General features: G+C 63.4%; 12 protein-coding genes. All 12 read left to right on the top strand.

Features of this window, described 5'->3' with window-relative positions; translation table 11 throughout:
- The first annotated feature begins 2 nt into the window (after window positions 1-2).
- The 12 genes from ON058_RS08165 to ON058_RS08110 all read left to right on the top strand — a co-directional run bounded on the left by ON058_RS08165 (window position 3) and on the right by ON058_RS08110 (window position 11,709).
- Window positions 3-380, top strand: a complete 378-nt coding sequence (locus ON058_RS08165; protein ID WP_274668556.1) for a cupin domain-containing protein — start codon at window positions 3-5, stop codon at window positions 378-380.
- 33 nt (window positions 381-413) lie between these two features.
- Window positions 414-1,388, top strand: a complete 975-nt coding sequence (locus ON058_RS08160; RefSeq protein ID WP_274668555.1) for a bifunctional riboflavin kinase/FAD synthetase — start codon at window positions 414-416, stop codon at window positions 1,386-1,388.
- Window positions 1,389-1,440: 52 nt separating this feature from the next.
- The gene (locus ON058_RS08155) at window positions 1,441-2,211 is read left to right on the top strand and encodes an amino acid ABC transporter ATP-binding protein (RefSeq protein ID WP_274668554.1); all 771 of its coding nucleotides are present in this window, start codon (window positions 1,441-1,443) and stop codon (window positions 2,209-2,211) included.
- 56 nt (window positions 2,212-2,267) lie between these two features.
- Window positions 2,268-3,140: a glutamate ABC transporter substrate-binding protein gene (locus ON058_RS08150; RefSeq protein ID WP_274668553.1), complete on the top strand. Its 873-nt coding sequence runs from the start codon at window positions 2,268-2,270 to the stop codon at window positions 3,138-3,140.
- Between the two features lie 68 nt (window positions 3,141-3,208).
- Entirely contained in the window at window positions 3,209-3,862 is a 654-nt protein-coding gene (locus tag ON058_RS08145; RefSeq protein ID WP_274668552.1) for an amino acid ABC transporter permease, read from the top strand.
- Window positions 3,859-4,749 (top strand): amino acid ABC transporter permease, encoded by an 891-nt coding sequence (locus tag ON058_RS08140; RefSeq protein ID WP_274668551.1) that lies wholly within the window; start codon window positions 3,859-3,861, stop codon window positions 4,747-4,749. The genes ON058_RS08145 and ON058_RS08140 overlap by 4 nt, the downstream gene beginning before the upstream one ends.
- A gap of 99 nt (window positions 4,750-4,848) precedes the next feature.
- A complete protein-coding gene (locus ON058_RS08135) occupies window positions 4,849-5,709 on the top strand; it encodes a glutamate ABC transporter substrate-binding protein (protein ID WP_274668550.1) in 861 nt (286 codons plus the stop codon).
- A gap of 90 nt (window positions 5,710-5,799) precedes the next feature.
- Complete coding sequence (locus ON058_RS08130) at window positions 5,800-6,930, top strand: alcohol dehydrogenase catalytic domain-containing protein (protein ID WP_274668549.1); 1,131 nt, start codon at window positions 5,800-5,802, stop codon at window positions 6,928-6,930.
- An 85-nt stretch (window positions 6,931-7,015) separates the two neighbouring features.
- Entirely contained in the window at window positions 7,016-7,285 is a 270-nt protein-coding gene (gene rpsO / locus ON058_RS08125) for a 30S ribosomal protein S15 (protein ID WP_062076478.1), read from the top strand.
- 383 nt (window positions 7,286-7,668) lie between these two features.
- Window positions 7,669-9,882, top strand: a complete 2,214-nt coding sequence (locus tag ON058_RS08120) for a polyribonucleotide nucleotidyltransferase (RefSeq protein WP_274668548.1) — start codon at window positions 7,669-7,671, stop codon at window positions 9,880-9,882.
- 122 nt (window positions 9,883-10,004) lie between these two features.
- Entirely contained in the window at window positions 10,005-10,376 is a 372-nt protein-coding gene (locus ON058_RS08115) for an SdpI family protein (protein ID WP_274668547.1), read from the top strand.
- Between the two features lie 10 nt (window positions 10,377-10,386).
- Entirely contained in the window at window positions 10,387-11,709 is a 1,323-nt protein-coding gene (locus tag ON058_RS08110; protein ID WP_274668546.1) for a pitrilysin family protein, read from the top strand.
- Window positions 11,710-11,714: the final 5 nt, after the last annotated feature.

Here is an 11,714-nt window from a genome sequence, read left to right as displayed (position 1 = left end):
AGATGTCCGCGGATGTCCCCACGAATCGTCCCTCAATGCTGGGTGCGTCGACATCCACGGACGGCGCGATGACCACAGTCGCTGATCTGGCTGACTTGGTAACAGTGCAACCTGAGTCGACGGTGTCTCGCACCGTGCTGAAAGCGGAAGGATCCCGCATAGTCCTGTTCGCGTTCGATCAAGGTCAAGTGCTGACCGAACACACCGCCGCCATGCCGGTCTTGTTGGTGGTCCTCGAAGGCCGCTTGGCCATTACTGCCGACGGACGTACGGATGAACTCCTCCCGGGCGGCGTCATCCACCTGACGACGAGGCTCCCGCACGCCGTCGAGGCGCGTGAGCCCAGCAAACTCGCACTGATCATGCTCGACCCCCGCTAGGTCAGACTTCTGCTTTCGGGCACAATGGGCGCCATGCACATTTGGCGCTCGCTTGAGGAGATTCCTGCTGACCTGGGGCCCACCGCGGTCACGGTCGGGAACTTTGACGGCGTGCATCGGGGACACCAGGCGGTCTTGGAACGGATGGTGGCGGATGCATCCGAGCGTGGCCAGTCCGCCGTCGCGATCACCTTCGATCCGCACCCCAAGGTCGTTCACGATCCTGCGCACCCGCCGGAACTCATCACTGGTATCGAAGACAAACTTGATCGACTTGCGCAGACCGGTCTTGCGGGAGTGTTGGTGATCGATTACACGATGGAGTTTGCTCAGCAGACGCCTCAGGAGTTTGTTCGCACCTGGCTGGTGAATGGTCTGGGCGCGCAAACCGTGGTGTTGGGACAGGACACCAAGTTTGGTCGGGGCAACGCCGGGGATGTCGAGACGATGCGCGCGTTGGGCGCCACGATGGGTTTTGAGACCGACGTGATCGCCGATGCGTGCGCGGTTTCGGAGTCAGGGCGGCGCTGGTCGTCAACATGGGTACGGGAGTTGTTGGACAACGGCCGCATGGCTGAGGCGGCGGAAGTGTTGGGCCGTCCGCACCGTTTGCGCGGTGTGGTCGAGCACGGCGACAAGCTGGGGCGTGAGATCGGTTTTCCCACGGCGAACCTTGGCGTTACCGGGGGCATGATTCCACGCCATGGCGTGTATGCCGGATGGCTGACCGTGCTCGATGCCCGTGACAACCCGGCGGCAGCACAGTGGCGCGGGCAACCCATGGAGACGGCTATCAGCATCGGTATCAACTACACGGTTGGCGGGGCTGCGTTGCGGGTCGAGGGGTTTGCGATCGATCGTTCCGGACTTGACCTGTATGGCGCCGAGGTGGCCTTTGACTTGGTGCAGTGGCACCGTCCGATGCTTGATTTCGGGTCAGTTGAAGCGCTGACCGACGCGCTTGCCGCGGATGTGGCCTGGTGTCGCACCGTGTTACATCTTGGTTAAGTCCGTTCGCTACGTCGGGACATTTGTTTGACCTTCCCGCTATGGTCAGAAAATGGGAGATGCCTTTGAAGGGTCGGACACCGGAGCACAGCCGCTCGTCCGCCTAGAGCACGTCAACAAGCATTTTGGGGATTTGCACGTCCTCAACGACATCAATCTGGACGTCGCTCGCGGCGAGGTTGTGGTGGTGATTGGGCCGTCGGGCTCCGGAAAGTCCACCTTGTGTCGCGCCATCAACCGACTCGAAACCATCGACGACGGCCTGATCGCCATCGATGGCGAACCGATCCCGGCGGAGGGACGTTCCCTGGCGCGTTTGCGTGCGGATGTCGGCATGGTGTTTCAGTCGTTCAATCTGTTCGCGCACAAGACCATTCTCGAGAACGTCACGCTTGGCCCGGTGAAGGTGCGCAAGACGTCCAAGAAGGAAGCGGAACGTCACGCGATGGAGTTGCTTGACCGCGTCGGAGTGGGAAATCAGGCCCAGAAGTACCCGGCGCAACTGTCCGGTGGGCAGCAGCAGCGTGTCGCCATCGCTCGTTCCTTGGCGATGCAGCCCAAGGTCATGCTGTTTGACGAGCCTACGTCGGCACTTGACCCGGAGATGATTAACGAAGTCCTCGACGTCATGACGGACCTTGCCAAAGAAGGCATGACCATGATCGTCGTCACCCACGAGATGGGGTTTGCCCGCAAGGCAGCCAACCGCGTGGTGTTTATGGCCGATGGCCTGATCCAGGAGCAGGCCACGCCAGAGGAGTTCTTTACGAACCCGCAGACGGACCGGGCCAAGGACTTCCTATCCAAGATCTTGACGCACTAGTGGCGTCCAAGTGCCGGGGGAGGGGTTCTCACCGGCAGATGAGAGGAGAACAACGCATGTTCACTAAGACCAAGGTGGCGGCCCTCGGGGCCGTCGCGGCGATTGCCCTCACCGCATGTTCCTCAGACGATGGAGGTGACACCGCTGACGTTGCGGCCTCCGACTTCCCTGAGGGTTCGACCATGGCGGCGTTGGCGGAAGCCGGCAGCATCACCATCGGTACCAAGTTTGACCAGCCGCTGTTCGGGCTCGTGGGACCTGACGGCGTACCCGTCGGATTTGACGTGAACATCGGCACGATCATCGCCGGAGAGCTGGGAATCGCTCCGGAGGACATCACGTGGACGGAGACGGTTTCCGCCAACCGCGAACCCTTCATTGAGGGTGGGCAAGTGGACATTGTGGTGGCTACCTACACCATCAATGACGACCGTAAGGAGAAGGTTTCCTTCGCGGGGCCGTACTACAACGCCGGCCAATCTCTGATGGTGCTGGCGGACAACACAGACATCACGGGACCTGACGATCTCGCTGGAATGAATGTGTGCTCCGTCGAGGGCTCTACTCCTGCTGCCAACATCATGGAGAACTATCCGGACGCCAACCTGGAGCTCTTCGGTGCCTACACGGACTGCCTTGAGCCGTTGCGTAACGGTCAGGTCGATGTGGTGACCACGGACAACGTCATTCTGGCTGGCTATGTCGATGACTCTGACGGTGAGTTCGCCATTGCTGGCGAGCCATTTACCGAGGAGCCCTACGGCATCGGCCTGGCGCGTGAGGATGACGAGTTCCGCGACTGGATTAACGATGTCCTCGAGGAGATCTTCGAGGACGGACGCTGGCTTGAAGCGTGGAACGCGGACGGATCCGCTGGCACAGTCCTCCCGGAGCCTGAGGTTCCCAGCGTGGACCGCTACGAGAACTAAGCGATAGCGACGGCGTGGGCCTTGCCGGAGACGGCGGGGCCCACGCCTGACATCAGGGGAGTGGGGCAATGGGAGCGCTGATCGAGAACTCCGATCTGCTGTGGCGGGCATTCACGACGACGTTGTGGATCGCGGTTGCCGCGGGCGTGTTGGCATTCGTGTGGGGCGTGACGCTTGCGGCGTTTCGGGCATCGCCTGTGGCCCCGCTGCGAACTTTCGCCACCGCCTATGTCACGGTGGTGCGTAACACCCCGCTGACTCTGATCTTCCTCTTCATGCTGAACGCGGCACCTCAGTTGTTCGGGCTGGTGGTGCCGCTCGGTGTTCCTATGGCGATCCTGTCAATGACGCTGTACACGGCCACCTTCGTGTGTGAAGCGATCCGGTCCGGAATCAACTCTGTAGGAGTGGGACAGGCGGAGGCCGCTCGCAGTGTGGGCCTCACTTTCGTTCAGACGTTGTCGCTGGTGGTGTTGCCACAAGCCTTCCGCTCAGTGATCCCGCCCTTGATCAACGTCTACATCGCCCACATCAAGAACACCTCCGTTGCGGCTGGCTTCGCGACCACCGAGTTGGTGGCGGTGGCCAACCGGCTTGCCAACGGCAATCCGGGGGATGTGGTGGGGATCTTCGCGGGCGTGGGGTTGGCGTTCCTGGTGATGACGCTGCCGTTGTCGATCACGGCTGAGAGCTTTGAGTCGAAGGTGGCGGTGGCGCGATGAGCGAGAAGCAGCAGGTCCTGTACGACGTCCCTGGTCCCAAGGCCATCGTGAGGGACAAGATCTACACGGTCGTGTTCTCAGTAGTCATCCTGGGCGGTCTGGCCTGGTTTGCCATCGATGCCTATCAGCGTGGGCTCTTTGATGACCGTTGGCAAGTCCTGTGGGACGGGGCCAAAGGGTTCTCTGGACTAGAGGTATGGAACCGTCTGCTCTGGGATGGGCTTGTGCTTGGCACGCTCAAGGCGGTCGCGATAGCGGTTCCGATCGTCGCAGTGTTGGCGCTGGTCTTGACGATTGCGCGACAGGCACCGTCACGGTGGGTGAAGTGGCCCGCGTACGGGTTCACCCACGTGTTTCGTGGCATTCCCGTGCTGTTGATCATTTACTTTGGCGTGATCGCGTTGAACCTGAAGCCCCTGTGGGCCGTGGTCTTGGGCCTCGTGGTCTACAACACCGCGGTGGTGGCCGAGATCCTACGAGCGGGCATCGCCGCACTGCCGCGAGGACAGAAGGAAGCCGGTCTGAGTGTAGGACTGTCGCCGCTGGCGACCATGATGCGCATTCAACTTCCGCAAGCGATTCGGATCATGCTGCCGGCACTGATTAGCCAGATCGTGGTGCTGTTGAAGGACACCTCGCTGGGTTTCATCATCGGCTATGTCGAGCTCTTGACGGTGACCAAGACGCTGTACAACTTCTTCGGAAACTCGTATGTCGTGCCACTGATCCTCGCCGCTGCCGTGATCTACATCACCGTCAACATGGCAGTCTCATCGCTTGCGACATGGCTCGAGGGCAGGCTGCGCCGGGCCCGCCGCCAGGTCACGGCTGGCGAGCAGGATGACCCGCTGGTTGCGGGCACGCCTGCGGGCCAGGGCCCGCTCTAGACACGTGGGTGGTGCGCACTCTCCCATGCCGGAGAGACCAGGACATGTGTGTCCGGTTGGCCCGTGCCGTGTACCCTCAGGGCGCAGAGGGGAGTGACGATGTCACATCTGAGAACGACTAGCCGCATTGTTGCGGCCGGTATTGCGGCGCTGCTTGTGGCGTCGCTGTCCGCATGTGCAACTGATGGCTTTGAGACTGGCTCGACCATGGCGGCCGCTCAGGAAAGCGGCTCCTTGCGCATTGGAATCAAACACGACCAACCGCTTTTTGGAGAGCTCGACTCATCCGGAACTCCGCAAGGCTTTGACGTGGAAGTTGCGCGCATCATCGCTGATGAACTTGACGTGAAAGAGTCCGGGATCACCTGGGTGGAAGCGACCTCCGAGGACCGTGAGCAGCTCCTTCAAGACGGTGCCGTGGACTTCGTCGTGGCGACTTACACCATCTCGCCTGAACGCAAGGACCAGGTGGCCTTCGCTGGTCCGTATTACGTCGCCGGGCAGTCGCTGATGACCCGCAAGGACGATGTCGATATCGCTTCCGTGCGTGACCTTGCGGACAAGCATGTGTGCTCGGTGGAGGGGTCGACCGCCGCGGACACCATCGTGACGCTTGCACCGGAGGCTTCCCTGGCCCTGTTTGATGACTACTCCGACTGCTTGGAGCCGTTGCGGACCGGGCAAGTCGATGTGGTGACAACGGACGATGTCATTCTTGCGGGCTACGCGGACCAGTCGAACGGCCAGTTCCGGATCGTGGGTGCACCGTTCACTGCCGAGCCGTATGGCATTGGCGTGGCCTTGGAGAACACCACGTTCCGCATGTGGATCAACGATGTCCTCGAAGAAGCCATGGAAGACGGGCGCTGGGAAGAGGCGTGGGACTCGACAGCGGGGCGTGTACTTCCGGCGCCTCAGCGGCCCATCATCGACCGCTATGAGGTCGCCGACCTGTCGTAGGTGACAGATCGCTGAACGTCCGGTGACGGTTGCCTCTCTGAGGCGCGCAGCCGCTGGAGTATCAGCCCAGGGTGCGGCAGGGTGCGAGGCATGGCCGTTATCCGTCCCCGCGTGGCCCCCCGTACCCCCCATGGCGACAACCCCGTCGCGGCGCAGACGCGCGCGCTCGTCGCGTATGGCGGCGCCACGCAGGTGGTCTCTGTCGATCTTCCGGCCCTGTCGCCAGGTGACGTGTTGGTGCGCGTCTCGGTTGCCGGCGTGTGCGGTTGTGTGCGAGACGCCGCACAGGGAAGTCGTGACGGAACGGCCACGATGGTGCTGGGGCATGAAGGTGTGGGCACCGTCGAGGCCGTTGGGCGCGGGATGGAAGCGCTGACCGTCGACGGCGTGTCACTCGCGCCTGGGATGCGAGTGACGTGGGGCCGTGAAGTGGCGTGTGGGGAGTGCCACGCGTGTGTGCGCACGAGGCCCTGTAGAACGCCGCGCGTTGTGGGCCAGCAGTCGCTCCATGGCCCGTGGACGCTCTCGGGATCGCTCGCGCAGGCGATGGTGCTGCCTGCCGGGGCACTCATCGCGCTCGTGCCCACGGCGGTGCCGGACGTGATCGCTTCTCTCACTGGGTGCGCCGTGGCATCGGTGGCCTCGGCGTTTGCTGCTGCGGGTGACGTCGAGGCGAAGCGGCTTGTCGTGTTGGGTGCCGGCGTCCAGGGGCTTGTCGCCGTCGCGATGGCGGCTGAGCTGGGAGCGCGTTCGGTCACCATCGTGGACCCTCGCGCTGTGCGGCGGCAACGTGCTCTCGAGTTTGGTGCGGACGCTGCGCTTGCCCCTGCGCCTGGCTATCCCCGCCACGACGTTGTTCTGGACGTCTCTGGTGGCGCAGGCGCTCTTGGTCCAGCGGTCGAGGCGCTCGATCCTGGCGGCATCGCTGTCGTGGGACGCACCTCACACCAGCGACTTACTTTGGACATCGATGTCGCGCGCCTTTCCCGGGAACGGATCACGCTGACGGGAGTAGGGCCGATGCGGGGCGCTCACCTACAGAAGGCCGTAGATTTTCTCGCGACCTCCTACGCGACGCGGCCATGGGGATCAGTCGTCTGCCCGCCCGTGCCGTGGAGCGCTGTCACGGCGCTGCCACCGCTACCGGATGAGCTCGGGAGTCGGGTCACTGTCGCGATGGAGCGCAAGGTCGCCGCAGACCGCGCCCTGCTGTATAGTTGAACGTCGCCGTGAAACGGCCGCGGATTCCATGCCCTCGGAGAACATGCCCGGGGGCACCGCGCAACGAGACAAGAAGGAGTGAGCCGTGCCTCTGGACGCAGCCACCAAGAAGTCCATCATGACCGAGTACGCAACCGTCGAGGGTGACACTGGTTCACCCGAGGTTCAGGTTGCACTCCTGACCCAGCGCATCAACGACCTCACCGGTCACCTCAAGGAGCACAAGCACGACCACCACTCGCGTCGTGGCCTCCTGCTGCTGGTCGGTAAGCGCCGCAACCTGCTGAACTACCTCCAGCGCGTCGACATCGAGCGTTACCGCTCGCTGATTGAGCGCCTGGGCCTGCGCCGCTAAGGCTCAAGACCCGGTCGCGCTCGGCCCGGTCGCTCCCTCCGCCAGGAGGTAGAGCGGCCGGGTCTTTCGCATATCTGGCGTGCCACGGCCATGATCGCGCCGGTTCTCCGTGGTTTCCCACGCCACCGGAACGACACCGTGCCCCTGCATCGGCCTCACAGGGAGTACTGCTGATAGCATGGGTAAGGCCCGCCGGTTCCGGCGGAGCCCAATTTCATACACCTGGCAGGCCAGCTGGACGCTGATCCTCGGTGGAGATGGGCAGAATCCCCGCGCATGTGACGCGGGTGCACGTCTGACTATGTCGACTGACGATCAGTGAGGTTCTACGAGCCCCTTAAGTTCGCCTGGCCTGCTCCACAACGATTGGAGCGACTTCCCCCATGGAAGGTCCCGAAATCCAGTTCGCCGAGGCAACCATTGACAATGGTTCGTTCGGCACCCGAACTGTCCGTTTTGAAACCGGTCGCCTCGCCAAGCAGGCCGCTGGTTCCGCAGCCGCTTACCTTGACGGTGACACGATGCTGCTGTCGGCTACCACTGCCGGCAAGTCCCCCCGCGAGGGCTTCGACTTCTTCCCGCTGACCGTCGACGTTGAAGAGCGTTCGTACGCCGCAGGTAAGATTCCCGGCTCGTTCTTCCGCCGTGAAGGCCGTCCCACGACCGACGCGATCCTGACCTGCCGTCTGATCGACCGTCCGCTGCGCCCTTCCTTCGTGTCGGGCCTGCGTAACGAGGTCCAGGTCGTCGTTAACGTCCTCGCGATCGACCCCGACGACGCTTACGACACCCTGGCCATCAACGCGGCCTCGATGTCGACTCAGCTGTCTGGTCTGCCGTTCTCCGGCCCCATCGGTGGTGTCCGCATCGCCCTGATCGACGGCCAGTGGGTCGCATTCCCGCGTTACTCAGAGAAGCAGCGCGCCGTGTTCGACATGGTTGTCGCGGGTCGCATCGTCGGCGACGACGTCGCCATCATGATGGTGGAAGCCGAAGCCACTGATGACGCATTCAACCTAATCTCCGAGGGTGCAGTCGCACCCACCGAAGAGGTTGTCGCCGAAGGTCTCGAAGCCGCCAAGCCCTTCATCCGCGCCCTGTGCGTGGCACAGCAGGAGCTTGCCGACAAGGCCGCCAAGGAGACCGTGGAGTTCCCGCGCTTCCTGGACTACCAGGACGACGTCTTCGCGGCAGTGCAGCCCTTCGTTGCCGGTGACCTGTCCGAGGCACTGCAGATCGCTGACAAGCAGACCCGCGAGAACCGCCTTGACGAGATCAAGGCCGCCGCGCTGGAGAACTTCGCCGAGCAGTTCGAAGGCCGTGAGAAGGAAGTCTCCGCGGTGGTGCGTTCGGTCACCAAGCAGACGATCCGTCAGCGCATCCTCACCGACGGTTTCCGTATCGACGGTCGTGGCCTGAAGGACATCCGCCCGCTGTCCGCAGAGGTCGGTCCCATCCCGCGCGTCCACGGTTCCGCCATCTTCGAGCGCGGCGAGACCCAGATCATGGGTATCACCACGCTGAACATGCTCAAGATGGAACAGCAGATCGACTCGTTCTCTCCTGAGACGCACAAGCGCTACATGCACCACTACAACTTCCCGCCGTTCTCGACGGGTGAGACTGGTCGTGTGGGAAGCCCCAAGCGCCGCGAAATTGGCCACGGTGCACTCGCCGAACGTGCGCTCGTTCCCGTGCTGCCCTCGCGTGAGGACTTCCCGTACGCGATTCGTCAGGTCTCCGAGGCACTGGGATCGAACGGTTCCACCTCGATGGGTTCGGTCTGTGCATCGACCCTGGCCATGCTCAACGCCGGTGTGCCGCTGAAGGCCCCTGTGGCCGGTATCGCCATGGGCCTGGTGTCCGACACCGTTGACGGTGAGACCCGCTACGCGGCTCTGACCGACATCCTGGGCGCCGAAGATGCCTTCGGTGACATGGACTTCAAGGTTGCCGGTACCTCCGAGTTCGTGACCGCGATCCAGCTCGACACCAAGTTGGACGGCATTCCTGCCTCCGTGCTTGCTGGCGCACTGGGTCAGGCCAAGGACGCACGTCTGCACATCCTGGGGGTCATGGCGCAGGCCATCTCCGAGCCCGACGAGATGAGCCAGTACGCACCGCGCATCATCACCGTCAAGGTGCCCGTGGACAAGATCGGTGAGGTCATTGGCCCTAAGGGCAAGATGATCAACCAGATCCAGGACGACACCGGTGCAGACATCAGCATCGAGGACGACGGCACGGTGTTTATCGGCGCCGACAACGGCGAGTCCGCAGAGGCCGCACGTTCCGCCATTAACGCCATCGCGAACCCTCACGTTCCTGAGGTTGGCGAGCGCTTCGTCGGTACGGTCGTGAAGACCGTTGCCTTTGGCGCGTTCATCTCGCTGAGCCCCGGCAAGGACGGACTGCTGCACATCTCGCAGATCCGCAAGCTCGTCGGTGGCAAGCGCGTGGAGAACGTCGAGGACGTGCTCTCGATTGGCCAGAAGATTCAGGTCGAGATCAACGAGGTCGACCCGCGCGGCAAGCTGTCGCTCGGTGTCGTCGAAGAAGGCACGGACGAGGGCGAGGCCGCAGAGGCCGGCGAGTAATCGCCACCGATCGTCTGACTCACACGAGGGCGGTTTCGCCAGGCCTGCGGGCCCGGTGGACCGCCCTCGTGGCATGTCCGGCGCCCCTCAGGGCGCTGGGTTCCAGCGGGTAGTGTGGCGGAATGGAGACTTTCCTGACATATGTCGTTCCCGCGCTCGTCGCGGTCGCTGGAACCGTGTCGATCGTGATTGCGCACCGTGCGGCCACGGGCGTGCTCGGACGCAACGACTTTGTGGGTCTCCGGACGCAGGCCACCCTCGCCTCGGACGAAGCTTGGGTGGCGGGGCATCGGGCTGGCTACTCCCTCGCGGTACTGTCGGGCCTCGCTTTGGCGCTCTCCGGTGTGGCGGCCTTGGTGTGGCCAGCGACAGTCACGTGGGCGATCTTCTTGTGCGGTGGTGCCGTGGTGTCGATGGTGTTGCTGATTGCTGCGAACTCGCGCGCAGCCAAAGCGGCCCGCGCCGTGACCCCGGATGGCCGCACGGCACCGTAGGCTCGCACCTATGCCTCATGCACTTCCTCTTGTTGCCGCCCAGTTCCCTGGCTCACGTCTGAGCTTTGAGCAGGACCACGGTGCCGTGATCTCGCGCTCAGTCTTGCCAGGCGGAGTCCGAGTTCTCACGGAGCACATTCCCGGAATGCGCTCCGCAACCGTGGGTGCCTGGGTGGGTGTCGGAAGTCGTGACGAGATCCCCGAACAAGCCGGTTCCACCCATTTCCTTGAGCACCTGCTGTTCAAGGGCACGCGGCGGCGTTCGGCGCAAGACATCGCGGTGGCCTTTGACCGGGTGGGTGGCGAGTCGAACGCAATGACAGGCAAAGAGTTCACCTGCTACTACGCACGCGTGCTGGATCAGGACGTCCCCCTCGCGATCGATGTGATCTGCGACATGGTGACTTCCGCGCGCCTTGACGAAGCTGACTTCGACATGGAGCGGGGCGTCATCTTGGAGGAACTCGCGATGGCCGAGGATGATCCCGGCGACGTTGCGCATGAACGGTTCACCGAGGCTGTCCTTGCTGGGCACCCGCTGGGCCGTCCCATCGGCGGCACGCCGGAGATTATCCGTGCGGTGAGCCGCGACGCAGTTGAGGCGCATTACCGGGAGCACTATGTTCCGGAGGGCTTGATCGTGACGGCCGCCGGGGGAGTGGACCATGACACGGTGTGCGCGCTCGTGACCGAAGCGTTGGTTCACGGCGGCTGGAACCTCACCGACGAGTCCCGCGCACCCTTGGCGCGCCGCGACACGAATGCCGCAGTGGAGGCGTCGTCGGTACCTCACGTGCGGGTCAACCGCGACCTGGAGCAGACCCACGTCTTGTTGGGGATGAGGGGCTTCAAGGCCACTGAGGAGCGCCGCTCTACGGTCGCGGTCGCGAACGCAATCCTGGGCGGCGGCATGTCCTCCCGGTTGTTCCAGGAGATCAGGGAGAAGCGGGGACTGACGTACGGCGTGTACTCGTTCGGCGCACCGAGTGCAGAAACGGGGGTGTGGGGCATGTATGCGGCCTGCAACCCGGCGAACGCCGATGAGGTTGAGGGGCTCCTGGGCAGCGAACTGGAGCGCCTGGCACAAGGAATCACGGCGGAGGAGTTGGAGCGAGCCCAAGGGCAGATTGCGGGCACGACGGTGCTGCGGCTCGAAGACAGCTACTCACGCATGTCCAGGCTCGGCAAGGCAGAACTCGTCCAGGGTGAACTGTGGAGCATCGGGGAGTCCTTGGATCGTGTCCGTGCTGTCACAGCCGAGGATGTCGCTGCATTGGCCGCGGACTTGGCTGGCAGGCAACGGGTCTCGGTGCGGGTCGGGCCGGAACGGTAGGCTCG

This window comes from Demequina sp. B12 (assembly GCF_028823635.1).
In the GTDB taxonomy this organism is placed as follows: domain Bacteria; phylum Actinomycetota; class Actinomycetes; order Actinomycetales; family Demequinaceae; genus Demequina.
Note: the sequence above shows the minus strand (reverse complement) of the source record. Positions and strands in the feature narration are given on the sequence as shown.